Origin of the sequence: Luteimonas salinilitoris (assembly GCF_041300785.1) — a bacterium.
Lineage (GTDB): Bacteria > Pseudomonadota > Gammaproteobacteria > Xanthomonadales > Xanthomonadaceae > Luteimonas > Luteimonas salinilitoris.
In genome coordinates this window covers 161,774-176,099 of record NZ_JBFWIB010000005.1, presented here as the reverse complement: position 1 = coordinate 176,099, position 14,326 = coordinate 161,774, and the positions used below count along the sequence as shown (strand labels likewise).

At 68.7% G+C, this 14,326-nt stretch carries 15 protein-coding genes; 8 read left to right on the top strand and 7 right to left on the bottom strand.

The features are described from left to right. Window positions 1-3 precede the first annotated feature (3 nt). The 3 genes from AB5T46_RS10590 to AB5T46_RS10580 all read right to left on the bottom strand — a co-directional run bounded on the left by AB5T46_RS10590 (window position 4) and on the right by AB5T46_RS10580 (window position 3,263). Window positions 4-1,107 (bottom strand): efflux RND transporter periplasmic adaptor subunit, encoded by a 1,104-nt coding sequence (locus tag AB5T46_RS10590; RefSeq protein ID WP_370563896.1) that lies wholly within the window; start codon window positions 1,105-1,107, stop codon window positions 4-6. A 466-nt stretch (window positions 1,108-1,573) separates the two neighbouring features. Beyond that, complete coding sequence (locus AB5T46_RS10585) at window positions 1,574-2,449, bottom strand: SDR family oxidoreductase (protein WP_370563895.1); 876 nt, start codon at window positions 2,447-2,449, stop codon at window positions 1,574-1,576. A gap of 55 nt (window positions 2,450-2,504) precedes the next feature. Beyond that, the gene (locus tag AB5T46_RS10580) at window positions 2,505-3,263 is read right to left on the bottom strand and encodes an SDR family oxidoreductase (protein ID WP_370563894.1); all 759 of its coding nucleotides are present in this window, start codon (window positions 3,261-3,263) and stop codon (window positions 2,505-2,507) included. 151 nt (window positions 3,264-3,414) lie between these two features. On the opposite strand from AB5T46_RS10580, the gene AB5T46_RS10575 reads away from it, so the two are divergent. The 4 genes from AB5T46_RS10575 (at window position 3,415) to AB5T46_RS10560 (ending at window position 6,053) form a co-directional block, all read left to right on the top strand. Further along, window positions 3,415-4,299, top strand: coding sequence for an AraC family transcriptional regulator (locus AB5T46_RS10575; RefSeq protein WP_370563893.1), 885 nt, complete (start codon window positions 3,415-3,417; stop codon window positions 4,297-4,299). A gap of 286 nt (window positions 4,300-4,585) precedes the next feature. Continuing rightward, window positions 4,586-4,996: a VOC family protein gene (locus AB5T46_RS10570; protein WP_370563892.1), complete on the top strand. Its 411-nt coding sequence runs from the start codon at window positions 4,586-4,588 to the stop codon at window positions 4,994-4,996. A gap of 459 nt (window positions 4,997-5,455) precedes the next feature. Further along, on the top strand, window positions 5,456-5,671 hold the full coding sequence (locus tag AB5T46_RS10565) for a ribbon-helix-helix domain-containing protein (protein ID WP_370563891.1): 216 nt from the start codon (window positions 5,456-5,458) through the stop codon (window positions 5,669-5,671). Window positions 5,672-5,792: 121 nt separating this feature from the next. After that, window positions 5,793-6,053, top strand: coding sequence for an XAC0095 family protein (locus AB5T46_RS10560; protein WP_370563890.1), 261 nt, complete (start codon window positions 5,793-5,795; stop codon window positions 6,051-6,053). 413 nt (window positions 6,054-6,466) lie between these two features. On the opposite strand, the gene AB5T46_RS10555 is transcribed toward AB5T46_RS10560, so the two are convergent. Further along, entirely contained in the window at window positions 6,467-6,706 is a 240-nt protein-coding gene (locus AB5T46_RS10555) for a helix-turn-helix domain-containing protein (protein ID WP_370563889.1), read from the bottom strand. Window positions 6,707-7,597: 891 nt separating this feature from the next. Between AB5T46_RS10555 and AB5T46_RS10550 the strand changes: the two genes are divergently transcribed. Further along, window positions 7,598-8,437 carry a hypothetical protein gene (locus AB5T46_RS10550; protein WP_370563888.1) on the top strand — a complete coding sequence of 280 codons (840 nt, stop codon included), beginning with the start codon at window positions 7,598-7,600 and terminating at the stop codon, window positions 8,435-8,437. A gap of 260 nt (window positions 8,438-8,697) precedes the next feature. On the opposite strand, the gene AB5T46_RS10545 is transcribed toward AB5T46_RS10550, so the two are convergent. Beyond that, window positions 8,698-9,114, bottom strand: a complete 417-nt coding sequence (locus tag AB5T46_RS10545; RefSeq protein ID WP_370563887.1) for a hypothetical protein — start codon at window positions 9,112-9,114, stop codon at window positions 8,698-8,700. 29 nt (window positions 9,115-9,143) lie between these two features. On the opposite strand from AB5T46_RS10545, the gene AB5T46_RS10540 reads away from it, so the two are divergent. Further along, window positions 9,144-9,536 carry a YciI family protein gene (locus AB5T46_RS10540; RefSeq protein WP_370563886.1) on the top strand — a complete coding sequence of 131 codons (393 nt, stop codon included), beginning with the start codon at window positions 9,144-9,146 and terminating at the stop codon, window positions 9,534-9,536. A gap of 118 nt (window positions 9,537-9,654) precedes the next feature. Here the strand turns inward: AB5T46_RS10540 and AB5T46_RS10535 are convergent, their stop codons facing one another. Continuing rightward, window positions 9,655-10,908: a M23 family metallopeptidase gene (locus tag AB5T46_RS10535; protein ID WP_370563884.1), complete on the bottom strand. Its 1,254-nt coding sequence runs from the start codon at window positions 10,906-10,908 to the stop codon at window positions 9,655-9,657. 167 nt (window positions 10,909-11,075) lie between these two features. Here AB5T46_RS10535 and AB5T46_RS10530 point away from each other — a divergent pair, with 167 nt between their 5' ends. Next, window positions 11,076-12,740 (top strand): sensor histidine kinase, encoded by a 1,665-nt coding sequence (locus tag AB5T46_RS10530; protein WP_370563883.1) that lies wholly within the window; start codon window positions 11,076-11,078, stop codon window positions 12,738-12,740. After that, window positions 12,737-13,429, top strand: coding sequence for a response regulator transcription factor (locus tag AB5T46_RS10525; RefSeq protein ID WP_370563882.1), 693 nt, complete (start codon window positions 12,737-12,739; stop codon window positions 13,427-13,429). The genes AB5T46_RS10530 and AB5T46_RS10525 overlap by 4 nt, the downstream gene beginning before the upstream one ends. A gap of 10 nt (window positions 13,430-13,439) precedes the next feature. On the opposite strand, the gene AB5T46_RS10520 is transcribed toward AB5T46_RS10525, so the two are convergent. Next, entirely contained in the window at window positions 13,440-14,288 is an 849-nt protein-coding gene (locus AB5T46_RS10520; protein ID WP_370563881.1) for a LytTR family DNA-binding domain-containing protein, read from the bottom strand. Window positions 14,289-14,326: the final 38 nt, after the last annotated feature.

Here is a 14,326-nt window from a genome sequence, read left to right as displayed (position 1 = left end):
CGGTCAGCGCTCCGCCACGTCCACCGGCTGGCCGTCCGTCAGCGCCTCGTTGCCGCGCACCACTACCCGCTGGCCGGGCTGCAGGTCGCCCGACACCGCGACCCGATCGTCGCGCTCGCGCAGCACCCGCACGCTGCGCTGGCGCGCCACCGCGCCGGCTTCGCCGTCCTCGACCACGACATCCTCGATCACGAACAGGCTATGGCCGCCGTCGGGCTGGCGCAGCAGTGCGTCGCGGCTGACCGCGAGCGCCGGCGCCTCCGCCGGCAGGTCGATCTCGGCGCGCGCCGAGGTGCCCGGCAGCAGACGCTCTTCGGGATCGTCGATCAGCAGGCGCAGCAGGAAGGTGCGTGCGCCGGGGTCGGTGACCGGGACGCGCGCGCCGATCCGCGCCGGCAGCGGCGCGCCGCCGAGCGCGTCGGCGAACACGCGCACCTCGGCGTCGTCGTCGAGCTGGCCGAAGCGTTCCTGCGGCGCGCGCAGGTCCAGGCGCACGCGGTCGGTGGCGACCAGCGACAGCACCGGCGTGCCGCGCTGCACCCATTCGCCGGCCTCGGTGAGCTTCTCGGCCACCACGCCGTCGAACGGCGCCGGCAGCACGTGGCGCTCGACCAGTTCGGCCTGCTCGCGCGCGCTGGCGCGGGCGGATTCCAGCGCGGCCTGCGCCAGGCGCAGCTCGGACTCGCGCGCGTCGACCTGGCTGGCGGCGATGTACTGGTCTTCGCCCAGGCGCCGCGCCTCGGCGAACAGGCGTTCGGCCTCGCGCGCCGCGGCTTCCGCTTCCGCCACCTGCGCGCGCACGCGCGACAGCGCCTGCCGGCCCACGGCGGGGTCGAGCTCGACCAGCACCTGGCCGGCCTCGACCCGATCGCCGGCGTCCACGTGCACGCGCGCGACCAGGCCGTCGACGCGCGGCGACAGCTGCGCGTCGCGTTCGGCCGTCAGCGTGCCGGTCAGCGAGAACCGTTCGCCGAACGTGGCCTCCTCCGCCACGGCCACGGCCACGGCGACCCGCACCGCTTCTGTGTCTTCGCTGGCCTCCTCCGGTGCGCCGCAGGCGGCGAGCAGCAGGAGGGCGGGAAAGAGGAGTTGGATCCTGGCAGCCATGGTCTCCGGTCGTCGCCCGTTACGGTGAAAAACTAGCATGCGGCCGCGCGTCCCCCATTACACCGGTGGGCCGGTGCGATGCCGCCCCCGGACCATGGCTGCCGGCAAATGGTGCCAGGGACCGAGGTTTCCTACTTTCTCTGCTTGTCTTTCCCCTTTGAAAAAGGGGGATTGAGGGGGGGCGAAGCGGCACGGCTTGCGCGCCACTGGCGCGCGTGCCGTTGAACGCCCGCACCGCTGGCGCGGGCCGGGAATCGCGCAGCGATTGGCTTTGGCCGTGGCTCTGTTGGGTGCCCAACAAATCCCCCCCAACCCCCCTTTTTTCAAAGGGGGAGAGTGGCCAACGCAGGACAGGCTTCGTCGCCACGTTGCGTGACACGGATGCGCCGCACGCGTCGCGACTTCCCGGTGGCGGCATGCCGCCACCACTCCCACATCGGGACAGTCGGTTGCAGTCCGCCGCCGACTAGACTATGCCGCCGTTGGCGTACACCACCTCGCCGTTGACCCAGTCGCCGTCCGGGCCGCACAGGGCCGAGACGACATTGGCGATGTCCTCTGGCTCGCCCAGCCGCCGGTGCGGGGTGCGCTGCACGAAGCCTTCGATCACCTGCGGCGTCTTGCCGTCGGTGAACAGCGGGGTGTTCACCACGCCGGGCGCCACCGCGTTGACCGAGATCATCCGGCCCGCGAGTTCCTTCGCCAGCACGCTGGCGTAGATGTCCTGCGCGGCCTTGGTGGCTGCGTACGGGCCGTAGGTGGGGGTGCGCAGGCGGGTGATGCTGGACGAGAGGGTGACGATGCGGCCGCCGTCGCGCACCCGCCGCGCGGCCTCGCGCAGGGTGTTGAAGCCGCCTTTCGCGTTGACGGCCAGCATGCGGTCGAAGTCCTCGTCGGCCATCTCGCCGAAGGGGGCCAGCCGCATGATGCCGGCGTTGGCGACCACCACGTCGATCCCGCCGAAGGCGGCGTCGTTGGCGTCGAACAGCCGCTGCACGGCGGTCGGGTCGCTCACGTCGGCCTGCACCGCGATCGCCTGTCCGCCGTCGGCCTCGATCTGTCGCACCATGTGCTCGGCCAGGTCCCGGTTGCGCAGGTAGTTGACGGTGACGCGGAAGCCGTCGCGTGCCAGGCGCCCGGCGATGGCGGCGCCGATGCCGCGCGACGATCCGGTCACCAGCGCCACCTTGTCGTTGGCGCCGCGGGCGGGGACGGCCGGTGCCGCGCCGTTGGATTGTGCGAGTGCGCCGCCGGCGATGACGGCGGGGACGAGCGTAGACGCGGTCACGAGCAGGTCGCGGCGCGAGAGGCGTGGACGATGGTCGTCCTGGTTCCTGGACATGGCGAAAGCTCCGGTATCTGGAAGGGAGTTGCGGGGGAAACGCGGCCGCTGCCGCTCAGGCGCCGGCGCGCGGGTTGAGCATGTCGAGCACCTGCTCGAAGCGGCCTTCCGCCTCGGCGCGCCGCAGCGGCTCCACGCGCTGCACGCGGATCTCGGCGGGCGTGGGGCGCGACTCGAGCAGGGCCATGGTCTCGGCGATGTAGTCCTCCAGCGGCATCGCACGCGGGTCGGTGGCGTGGCCCGGCATCAGGTCGGTCTGCACGGAGGGCGGGATCAGCTCGAGGACCTCGACGCCGGTGCCTTCCAACTGCCGCCGCAGGGAGATGGTCCACGAATGCAGCGCCGCCTTGGTGGCGCCGTAGGTCGGCGTGCCGACCAGCGGGACGAAGGCCAGGCCCGATGTCACGTTGACGACGGTCGCCGTTGGCTGCGTGCGCAGCTGCGGCAGCAGTGCGGCGGTGAGGCGGATCGGTCCGAGCAGGTTCGTCGTCACCGTCGCTTCGGCGGCTGCGGTGTCGACGGCGTCGGCCGCCAGGTCTTCGGAGAGCATGACGCCGGCGTTGTTGACCAGCACGTTGAGGTCGGGGTGGCGCTCGCGCAGCGCGGCGGCGCAGTGGCGGATCGATTCGGGATCGGCCACGTCGAGTGCGATCGAGGCCATGCCCGGGTTGGCGGCCACGGTGTCCTGCAGTTTCGCGGTGTCGCGCCCGGCGATGACGACGGTGTTGCCGCGCTGCCGGAACGCTTCGGCCAGGCGCCGGCCGATGCCGGATCCGCCGCCGGTGACGAGGATGGTGTTGTTGGACGGGTTCATGTCGGTGGGTGTCGACTGGGGGGAGTTCAGTAAACGCGAACCGCTCCGCGTGGACTTGTCCGTTCCGCTTCGAACCTTGCCTGATCCGACCGCAGCGCCCCGATGCGGCCGGATCGGCGCTTAGACTGCGTCCAGACAGGAGGCAGCCAACGTGGAAGCGCTCAAGCAGGCCGTGCTCCGCTATGCCGATGCGCACGCGGACGCCGATGGCATCGCCCGCACGCCCGTCCCGGGGCTGCGGATGATGCGCGTGCGTGCGCCGACCGGCCCGATGCGGTCGGTGTACCGGCCGCTGGTCTGCCTGATCCTGCAGGGGGCCAAGCAGATGACGGTCGGCGGCGAGCGGCGGCTGTTCCGGGCCGGGCAGTCGGCCATGGTCGGTGTCGACGTGCCGGTGATCGGCCAGATCGTCGAGGCCGGCCGGGACGCGCCCTACCTTGCCGTCGCGATCGAGCTCGACATGGCGATCCTGCATGACGTGGCATTGCGCACGTCGGCCGGGCCGCCGCCGGGGCATGCGGGGACTGCACGCGTGTTCGCCGATGACCTGGACGATACGATCGTGAGTTGCGCGGCGCGGCTGATGCGCCTGCTCGAACATCCCGGCGCCGAGCCCATCGTGCGTCCCGCCGTCCTGCAGGAGCTGCACTACTGGCTGCTGGCCAGCCGTCATGGCCACGAGCTGCGCCGGCTCTCTCTGCCGAACGGGCAGGCCCGGCGGATCGCGGCCGCGGTCGAGCTCGTCCGCCAGGAGTTCCGGCAACCGCTCCCGGTCGAGCGGCTGGCGGCCGTCGCCAGCATGAGCCCGTCCGCGTTCCGTCGTCACTTCAAGGCGACCACGTCGCTGGCGCCGCTGCAGTTGCAGAAGCAGCTGCGCCTGATCGAGGCGCGCCGGCTGATGATGACGCAAGGCTGGACCGCCAGCCGCGCCGCGGCCGAGGTCGGCTACGTCAGCGTCCCGCAATTCACCCGCGAGTACCGGCGCATGTTCGGCGCGCCGCCACGCCGGGACGCGATCGCTGCGGCGGTGGCCTGAAGCGCGTCGGCCGGCCCCGACGGCGGCTGCCGGAGAAGCGGTGTCGACGGAGAATGGCGCCGGGGACGAATGGCGCTTGCTCTAGCATCGTCATTCCCGCAAAGGCGGGAATCCGGGAACGATCCGCGAGAGGAAGCGACAGGCATTCCGGTCGCGCTGCGTTCACAGGCCGGGAGCTTGTCGATTCCGCCGCGGCCGGTTCGTCGTTGGGAGGAAGGCATGCCCCGGACCCGTGGTCCACGGTACGCCGGACCACTCATCGGCCCTTTCACGGAGAGCATGCGTCATGCGATTGATTCCCTACCTCAACTTCGACGGCAAGTGCGGCGAGGCGTTCGATTTCTACGCCGCCGCCCTGGGCGGCACCATCGTCGCCAGGATGACCTACGGCGAATCGCCCATCTGCGACGAGATGCCGGCGGACAGCCAGGACCGGATCATGCATTGCCAGTTGGAAGCCGCCGGGACCACCCTGATGGGAGCGGACGGCCCGCCGCCGCATGGCGGCTCGACCACCTGCATCAACGTCGATGTCGACAGCGTCGAGGACGCCGAGCGCATCTTCTCGGCGCTGGCCGATGGCGGGCAGGTGCAGATGCCGATCGAAGAAACCTTCTGGGCGCATCGCTGGGGCGTGCTGACCGACCGCTTCGGCAAGCCGTGGATGGTGAACTTCCTCAAGCCGTGCCCGGAGTGAGTTGTTGTTCGCCTTGGGGCGGCGCGTTGGCGAATGCCGAACGCAGTTCTTCCGGCTTCGTTTCGGTGTCGACCTCGCTCCCGTCGACCGTCCGTCGGACGCTGCGCAGCGTGCCGATGCGCCGATGGCGGCGTTCACGCGGCAGGGGCTTCCGATGTTCGCAGCAACAGTGACTCGGCCGAGCGCATCGGCCCCGGCCGCGAGCAGATCGCGGTCATGCACCACGCCACCGCGACCTCAAGGGCGGGATTCCAACCGTCTTCGTCAACGGGATGGCGAAGGCCAACGCTCGTGGACGATGTGGTGGCCGAATACAGTTCACGCGCGGCTGGAGGAGGCGCGCTTCGCTCCTGCCTGCCCGGTTGGCGCCGGCGATGGATAGGGTGTGCCAGGCAATTTGCTATTGCACCAATATGGTGTAAAGTGGTGCAACGCCTGAGTTGCCCATCTGGAGGGGTCATGTCAGCGAACCGCAGGGGGCGCCCGCCACGCGAGGCGCCGGAGGCCAGGATCACCCGGGCCTCCGTCAGTTTTCCGCAGGACATCTACGAAACGGTCGAGCAGATCGCCCGCGGGAAGAAGGTGTCGGTCGCCTGGGTCGTCCGCGAGGCGACGGAGCAGTACGTCAAGGAGCAGTGGCCGTTGCTTTCGAGGCTGGAGAAGGAAAAACCCTGACCACTCCCGCATGACTGGACCGGGTGCGGCGGGCGATGCCGCACCCGGCGCTGCCCTGCCTCGCAAGCGCCCCTGACGCACCGACGTGGCGATGATCCCGATCACGCAAAGGAAGACACCCATGAGCAAAGGACGCCGCTCGCCCGATGCCGCCCCCGGCTGCTACCAACTGCCCGAAGACGCGCACCTGACGCTCGAGCAGACCCGCGACCGCCTGCGCCTGCTGGCCCGCCTGGCCGCGCCGCGTTCGCCGCACGACGACCTGCCGGAGGCCGAGTTGTCGCTCGCACCCGCCGCGCTGGCGCACTGTTTTCAGGAACTGGCGGAGCGGCTCGACAGCAGCCTGCGGCGGGTCCACTGGCCGGAGTCGCCGTCTGCCTGACTGATTCCAATAAGCAAGCCCCGAGCTTTGCCGGGGACTGTCAAAGTTCGACGTTCCGGCAGTCGGCCTTGAAGCCTTTCTCCCGCGTGCGGTAGAGGGGTTGGGGTGAGGGCGCGGCGAGGCCGCGGCTGTGTTTTTTCGCGGCTTCGCCGTGTCCTCATCCGCCCCTTTGGGGCCCTCGCTCCGCGCCCCGACCCACGCGCGCAGCGCGTGGGCGTTCGGTCATGCACGGGCCAATGGCTCGTAAGCCGCACGCGCTCACCCCGCAAGCGGGAGTAAGGAGAGGCCTCGCCTTGACGTCCCTTTGAGCGACTCGCCTCCTAAAGCCCCGGCTTTGCCGGAACCAATTACTGCAGGCGGCCGTATTGGGTTTCCCGCAGATGTTGCGTCGGCAGCAACACCGGGTCCGGTCTTCAGGGCTTAAGCAGGTCGCGGATATCGACGTCCAGCGCGGCGGCCAGGCGTTCGAGCCCGTCGATGGTGATGTTGGTGACGCACCGCTCCAGTTGGGAGACGTAGGTGCGGTGGAAGGATGCCAGCTCGGCCAGCTTCTCCTGGCTGAGGCCGTATTCGCTGCGATAGCGCTTCACGTTGGTGGCGATCCGGCGCCGGGCGGAGCCCGGGGGCGGCGGAGCGGGCGACGGCTTGGGCATGGCGCCCAGACTCGTGCGCCACCGCTTGACAATCTACAGATTATCAATCTACTGTCTATACATCTCATGCGGAGATGGCCTCGGCACCTGCCCGGGGACCGTCCCGCGACAGGCGCGCCCAACGGCGCAGGGGCAGGAGTTCCACGGACAAGGAGGCAGGTCAATGCCGCGCATCGACCCGACCGGATCGCCTTCGCGGTGCAGGCCGGACATCTCCGACATCACACGCCATGCGCGCCCGATGGCGCGGCCACCAATGGCGTCAACGCTTTGCCGGGCGCGGGGCCATTGCGGCCGTCCAGCCCGCGTGGTCTACGGACAAGACCTTTGCCGGCAAACCCGGGAAATGAATCCCGCAACCAACGAGGAAAGGACTATGCGTACCTTCGCTTTCTTGTTCGTACTCGGCCTAGCGGTCTGGTCGTCGCCGTCCCAGGCGCAATCGGTCCCCAGGATGATCCAGTGCGAGGAATGCGCGCCGATACAGATGCGCAACCTGGCCGTCTCCCGCGGCCGGAGCGCCGGCGGCATCCAGGCGGCAACTACTTTGACACGCACCGAGAGCTTGGCCCATGGAGCCGGTAAGCCGCTGGCCGAATCGACTGCGATGGCTTCCGTCGCTGGTGCTCGACCAGCTAACGAGATTCCGTAAACGCGTTGAAACCCCCGCTCCCCGCTCCCCGCTCCCCGCGGTGATGGTGGGGATCAATCCTGACAGCGAAATGGAAACTAGAGGAAGTCGTTATGCAACTCTGGAGCTCGCGTTTCACATCATATGGCTTTCGGCTGTTTTTCGCCCTTGGCCTGGTCGCCGCGTCCGCCTTGGCCCAAGCCGACGGTCCCGTCCCAATTTACGAGTGCCCCGATTGTAGCGCTAGCGGATTGGAGAACGTGGCGCGCTCGGTGGTTAGGACGAAGTATCCGAATCCTCGTCCCGGAGATGGTGACTATGCCACCGTTTACAATCTTGGTGGCAATAAAATCATGACCTACTGGGTCGGTTGGTATGAAGCTGGGACTGGGGGCGGGGGCGAACCTCCGCGATATAAGTGGTATGTCTCCGAAGCTGCAACGCCAAGCGCTGTGGCTGGTGCATTTTCGAAACTTCACAGTATCTATATTCAAAATGGAAGGTCACTGATCCTGAACTTTTACGAAGGCGGCTCGAATGCGCTTGGCGCCGGGGCGCAGTTGGCTTCAGCGCAGCCCGCATTACTGGCTCCATCGAATGATGGCGACGGCTGTTGGGAGGTTAGGGGCACCGAAAATGCTTATGATGCGGCCGTATCAAGCGCGGTCAGAAATGACATAAGAGACTACCTTACAGAGTACACCGAAGAGCATCACGTATTTGGACAATATCTCTGGGGTATACTCGCGGCGATCAGGCTTTTTAAAAGTCCGTACCATAATTCGTATGACGTTCCGTTGATATGGGACCACAGCTTTCTAGATGGGGGCACCATCGCATACCGATACAACTGGAATTCGGAGCGACTGGAGCATATCGATAAAACGATTGAAGATTGCGAAGGGAATACCGTTCCTGAGAAGAAAGAGGGCATCGTCGGTGCGCAATTCAGAATCAGGAGCAATTATAGCCGGGAGATCTTTTCCGGATATGTCGATGGTTTTGGCGGAACGGTTAGTTTCAGCGGCAGCATGCCGTGGAAGTGTACCGGCGGTACAACGTCAAGTGGGCGTGTTTATGTCACGTGCAGCCAGTATTAAGGGCATATAAATGATTTATGCAATTTGGTCATTTCTGTTGGGATGGGTTGCCTTGTCCTGGGGGATGGCGAGCATCTTCTTGCCTACCAGGGTGATTCAAACGCTGGATGGCCTTGAAACCGATCCATCCCGCGCCATGGTGGCCATCATTCCTGTTGCGACCATCACACTTGTGGTTGGGTGGCTAACCCGATGTGCCGTCAAGGGGGCCAAGGCATCATCACCCGGCTGGAAAATAGAAGTTTCCCGCGGACTTGGTTTCAGCGGTCTAGCGCTTTCCCTGATTGGCTTGTCCATTGCGGCTGCGTTTTCACCGATTTGGGGCTGGCTTTAGGGAAGGTGTGAACAAGGCCATCCACGGCCTTGTTCAAACGTCGCGAGTCCGGCGCAGGTCCGGACTCGCTCCCGCGGCTCAAGCACTTGCATGCTTGAGCCGCGGGCAAACCCTCCTGGTTTGCGGAGCCTTCGCCGCCGGGGCGCAGCAGGTGTTGGTGCGCGGCGACTGCGGTGCGGCGGGCGCGCTCGGGCGGCGCGACGCCGGCGAACCGGGGATACAGCGCGACGGCGGTGAGGGCGTCGCTGGGCTTTCCGCGTTGCCAGTCGTAGTCGGCGCAGTAGGATTCCGGGCGCGGCACGTCGCGGTCGTCCCAGCAGCGGTTATTCTGTCCGTGTTCCATCGACCGATCGTTGCGGAGGACAGAACGCCATGAACGAGGACACCGCGCCATCCGAGTATCTCGTGTTGTCCCGCGGCAAGTGGGACGAGGACCTGCCGCCGGCGCGCATCCAGGCCGCCATCGACGATTTCTACGCCTGGCATGAGAAGTGCGTGGCCGAAGGCAGGATGCGGGCGGGACAGCGGCTGGCCCGGGAGGGCAGGCGGGTGTCGCGGCGCGGGGCGATCGACGGGCCGTTCGCCGAGAGCAAGGAAGTGATCGGCGGCTACTGGACGATCCTGGCCGGCAGCCTGGAGGAAGCCGCCGCGCTGGCGGCGGAGAATCCGTGCATCGCCTGCGGCCTGGAGTTCGAGATCCGGCCGGTCGACCCGGAGCGGGCGCGTGCCGACGTGCCGAGCAACGAGACGCCGTTTGCAGACTGACGGGAACGTCCCGGGCGCGGTGGCCAACGAGCGTGACCGCGCCGACATCCAGCGCGATGCCAATGGCCTGGCCGAGGACGTCAGCGCCGGCTGAGGCGTGCGTGCGGGACCGAGGACGTCATTGCGATCCGTTCGTCCCGAAATCGACGACGGTGATCGGCGCCGGCAGTTCCCGGGTGCGTCTCGCCGCCATCTCGTCGCCCAGAGGCGTCCATGGCGCGTTGCCGAGCGTGTCGAAGTCGTCATAGGTGCCCAGCACGTCGAAGTCCGCGAGCGCGAAAGGCAGGCCCTCGGCAGCGCCGAGGGGCGAGTCGGCGTCGGCAACGTGGAAATGCAGCTGCGGGCCGCCGGCATGGCCGGAGAAGCCGACCGCACCGATCACCTGTCCGCGCCGAACGCGTTCGCCGGGCGCGACGCGGACGCTGCCCGGCTTGAGGTGCTTGTAGAACGCGTAGCGGTCGCGCCCGAGATCCAGGACGACATGGTTGCCGGCGCCGTCCTCGAACCGGTACTGCAGGCGGCCGGACAGGGTGGCGCTTTCCGGAATGTCGTTGCGGGTCGCCACGACCGCGGCGTCCGCCACCGCCAGGACGTCGGCGCCGTAGCCGTACCAGTTGCCCACCACGTCCTCGTCGCCGCGGGCGCGACGGCCGGCCGCGTCGAGCTTGACCCAGTCGATCGCGAAACGGTCCGGGATTCGGGCGCGCCCTTCGAACGTATAGACGACCCGGCGATGGCCGCGTTTCCAGGATGGATCGTAGACCGCCGCCCATGGCCCGTCGCGTAACGGCGGTCCCAGCAAAATCGGGACCCCGGTCCTTACGGCAACGCGTCCACCTCGGACGATCGCCGGCGCTTGCGTCTGCCGGCCGACGTCGTGGAATGCGATCCGGTGCTCCAGAATGCGCGGCAGCGTGTCGTCATCGACCGCGAGTTCGAAGTACAGCACCCCGCGCATGCCGGGCGCGATGGTGCGCGGGCCGGTACCGGCGGGTGCATGCGGCCGGTCCATGCGACGGTCGAGGGCGTCGTCGCGCACGACGGCGACGACGGTCGCATCGCGCGCGTCCAGCACTTCCACCTGTTGCAGGACCAGCGGCGCCGACGCGAAGTTGGTGAGGTGCAGCTCGTACACGAGTTTCGGCCTTCCCGCGACGGTGACCGGTGTCGGCGGCGCGGGCACCTGCATGTCGAACGATTGCCGCAGCGGCGGCGTCGCACCGGGGGCACCCGCAGGCGGAGCGCCGGAGGTATTTGCGGCGGGGAACATCACCGCGGCCAGCGCGACCGCGGCGAAGGCAAGAACGATGATCGCGATCGATCTGCCGCGTCGGGCCGGGGCGGTGGCGGCAAGGACGTGCATACGATGCATGGGGCGGTTTCCGCAATGGACGTTCCCGGCATGTTGGCGGCGGGCAGCCGCAGCCGGGACCAGGTCGGGTCCGGGAGTGTCAGAATTGCGTCAAATCGCCGCACGCCTGCTGCGGCAAGGGATGCGGGCGCTTGCCGGGCCGGATCTCGACGACCAGACTCGGGACCATGCGCCGGCCGCTCGCCAGGGACGTCTTTGCGACAGGAGGGCTGTCGCTGGTCCTGTTGCTGTCGAGCGCGGTGCTCACGGTGGCGCTCGCCTACCAGGCGGTGTCGACGGACAGGTCGCATCGCGCCCTGGCCGAGGCCGTGCTGCACGACTACGCGGATCTCGCCGCCGAGGAGTTCGTGCGGCGTGCGACCACGTACATCGGCGACTACGGTTTCGCGATGGCGATCCGTGGACTGGCCGATACGGTAGCGCGCGACGGCGCATTGCCTGCTCCGCAATCGCTGGCCGCCGCGATTCCGCCGCGTTCCAGGCGGGCCGCCGAACTGGTGGGAGGCATGTTCAGGCAATCGGGGCCGGAGGGGCATCTGGAAGCACGCGACATGGACGTGCCGCGGGACCTCGGCAGGCAGCTGACGCGCCTGTCGCGGGCCGCTCCCGGTGAGGCCGCGCCGCAGTTCCGGCTCGTCGAAGTCGACGACGGCAGCCGGCTGCGGCTGTTCGTCGTCGCCGGCGAGCGGACCGCGGGGCCGGAGCGGCAACTGGTCGGCTTCGAGGCGCGCCTGGACCGGGTCGGCGCCTGGTTGTCCGAGCACGCGCTCGGCGATCCGCTGCTGCCGCAGACGCTGGTGGAACGCGGTGCGACCGAGGCGTCGATGACGGTGGTCGTGCGTTCGCGGACGGAGCATGTGGTGTTCTCCTCGCATCCGGGACACGACGGCGATGCGCCGTTGGCGGTGCGGGACATGGGGGAACGGGCGCGCAGCGGGGCACTGCCGGGATTTTCGGTGGCGGTGGCGATGGCGCCGTCCGCCGCCGAACGACTGGTGATCGGCGGGCTCCCGCTCTCGAGGACCGGGTGGTTGGTCGGGTTGTTCGCGCTGTGCATGGGCCTCTTCCTGGCGGCGTTCTTCCAGTTCAGGCGCGAGCAGCGCCACGCCCTGGCACGGGAGGATTTCATCGCCCGTGCCTCGCACGAACTGCGGACGCCGGTGACCCGGATTCGCATGTTCGCGGAGACCCTGCTGCTGGACCGGGTGCGGAACGACGAGGAGCGAAAGTCGGCGCTGCAGGCGCTCGACCGCGCGGCGCGCCGGCTGTCGCTGCTGGTCGACAACGTGCTGCAGTTCTCCCGCCGGCCCGGCAACCGCCACGGAGAACAGGATGGGGCTGCGGACGAGCGGGTCGACGTGGCTGCGCTCGCCCGCGAGGTCGTCGACGAGTTCCGTTCCGCGCAGGGAGCGGTTCCGCCGATCGAGCTGGCGGCCGGGCCCGACATCGAGGCGAGGATCGGCCCGGACGCGTTCCGGCAGGTGCTGCTCAACCTGCTCGACAACGCCTGCAAGTACGGCGGCGCGGCGGCACCGGTCCGCATCCGGTTGGGCGAGGACGCGGGCGCGGTCCGCCTGCAGGTGGACGACGCCGGTCCCGGCGTGCCGCCGGACGACCGCGATCGGATATGGCGGCCGTACTTCCGGCTCGACCGCGACCGGCGTTCGGCCGTGTCCGGCACCGGCATCGGCCTGGCGGTGGTCGGCGAGCTGGTCTCGCGGCACGGCGGACGATGCGCGGTGGAGGACGCGCCCGGAGGCGGGGCGAGGTTCGTCATCGTGCTGCCGCTGGCAGGCGAGTCCGGGCAGGAAACCGGAGCGGTGCGGCCATGACGCGCGTACTCGTGGTGGAAGACGACGCCGATCTGGCGATCGGCCTGCGCAACAACCTCGAGATCGACGGCTACGAGGTGGACATCGCCGGCGATGGCGAGCGTGCGCTGGAGCTGGCCGCCTGCTGGCGTCCGGACCTGCTGGTGCTGGACCTGACGCTGCCCAGGATCGACGGCATGCACGTCCTGCGCCGGCTACGGGAGCGCGACAAGCGGACGGCGGTCCTCATCCTGACCGCCCGCGGCAACGAGGCGGACAAGGTGCGGGGCCTGCGGCTCGGCGCGGACGACTACGTCACCAAGCCCTTCGGGTTGCTCGAGCTGCTGGCGCGCATCGAGTCGCTGCTGCGTCGGCAGTCGGTCGGCGAGCGTGCGGACGCGGCCGGGGCGCCGACTTTCCGGTTCGGCGACATCGAGGTCGACGTCGCCGCGCGCAGGGTATCGAAGGCGGGTGCGCCGGTGGCATTGCGTCCGAAGGAGTTCGCGCTGCTCGTGCAGCTGCTGCGGCGGCGCGGCGAGGTCGTTTCCCGGCTTGACCTGATGAAGGCGGTCTGGGGCTACTCGTCGTCGATCATGACCCGCACGGTCGACACCCACATGTGGGAGCTGCGCCGCAAGCTGGAGACCGACCCGGCCCGGCCGCGGCACATCGTCACCCTGCGCGGCGCCGGGTATCGGCTGGACGCATGAGCGGGCGTGTTCACGCCAGCTGCTCCTTCAATGCCTGGCGATAGCGCCGGCTCACCGGCACGGTGCCGCCGCCGTGCATGTGCGCGCGGGCGTCGCCGGTGTCGAAGGGCTCGATCTCGCGCACCCGGTCGAGGTTGACGATGGCGCTGCGGTGCACGCGGGCGAAGCCGCGGCCGTCGAGCCGGACCTGGATGCCGGCCATGGTCTCGCGCAGCGGGTACAGGCGCTCGCCGACGTGCAGGGTGACGTAGTTGCCGGCGGCCTCGATCCAGTCGATGTCCTCCACCCGCACCAGGAACTCGCGGCCCAGCTTCTTGATCAGGAAGCGGTCGGTCACCGGCTGCGCGGGCAGGCCCTCGCGGCCCTCGGTGAGGAACCCGGCCTCGCCCTGCCAGCGGCGCAGCACGAAGCGGTACAGGTAAATGGCGAGCAGGAAGTAGCCGTAGGTGCGCACGTCCTTGAGGTATTCGTAGCCGAGATTGGTGGCCAGGTCGCCGAAGCGGTAATCCGACCCCATCCAGGCGTAGACGACCTCGCGCAGGGCGACCATGCCGGCCACGTGCAGCAGCGAGAACGGCACGCTGAAGGCCAGGTGCGCGGCGGCACTGCGTGCAATCCGCCCGCGCTGCAGGGGAAAGCGGCGTTCGAACGCGAGCAGCACCGGCACCAGCGCCAGCAGGACCAGCGCACTGGACCACTCCCACGCCCATGGCTCCCAGCGTGCGATCTCCGCCGATCCGGAGCGGGCGATGTCGATGTTGGTGGTGATGCTGTTGGCAACGGCGTGGATGCCGAGGATCAGGATCCAGAAACCCGCCTCGAACGGGTGTCGGTGCCGGAGGTAGGTCTGTGGCTGCACGGTGGTTCCGTCCGGGCGGACCGTGCCCGGCCTGCGCA

Bases quoted from the DNA above. Each gene is read 5' to 3' on its own strand.
- AB5T46_RS10590 (WP_370563896.1), bottom strand. From the start codon at position 1,107: ATGGCTGCCAGGATCCAACTCCTCTTTCCCGCCCTCCTGCTGCTCGCC.
- AB5T46_RS10585 (WP_370563895.1), bottom strand. From the start codon at position 2,449: ATGTCCAGGAACCAGGACGACCATCGTCCACGCCTCTCGCGCCGCGAC.
- AB5T46_RS10580 (WP_370563894.1), bottom strand. From the start codon at position 3,263: ATGAACCCGTCCAACAACACCATCCTCGTCACCGGCGGCGGATCCGGC.
- AB5T46_RS10570 (WP_370563892.1), top strand. From the start codon at position 4,586: ATGCGATTGATTCCCTACCTCAACTTCGACGGCAAGTGCGGCGAGGCG.
- AB5T46_RS10565 (WP_370563891.1), top strand. From the start codon at position 5,456: ATGTCAGCGAACCGCAGGGGGCGCCCGCCACGCGAGGCGCCGGAGGCC.
- AB5T46_RS10560 (WP_370563890.1), top strand. From the start codon at position 5,793: ATGAGCAAAGGACGCCGCTCGCCCGATGCCGCCCCCGGCTGCTACCAA.
- AB5T46_RS10555 (WP_370563889.1), bottom strand. From the start codon at position 6,706: ATGCCCAAGCCGTCGCCCGCTCCGCCGCCCCCGGGCTCCGCCCGGCGC.
- AB5T46_RS10545 (WP_370563887.1), bottom strand. From the start codon at position 9,114: ATGGAACACGGACAGAATAACCGCTGCTGGGACGACCGCGACGTGCCG.
- AB5T46_RS10540 (WP_370563886.1), top strand. From the start codon at position 9,144: ATGAACGAGGACACCGCGCCATCCGAGTATCTCGTGTTGTCCCGCGGC.
- AB5T46_RS10535 (WP_370563884.1), bottom strand. From the start codon at position 10,908: ATGCATCGTATGCACGTCCTTGCCGCCACCGCCCCGGCCCGACGCGGC.
- AB5T46_RS10530 (WP_370563883.1), top strand. From the start codon at position 11,076: ATGCGCCGGCCGCTCGCCAGGGACGTCTTTGCGACAGGAGGGCTGTCG.
- AB5T46_RS10525 (WP_370563882.1), top strand. From the start codon at position 12,737: ATGACGCGCGTACTCGTGGTGGAAGACGACGCCGATCTGGCGATCGGC.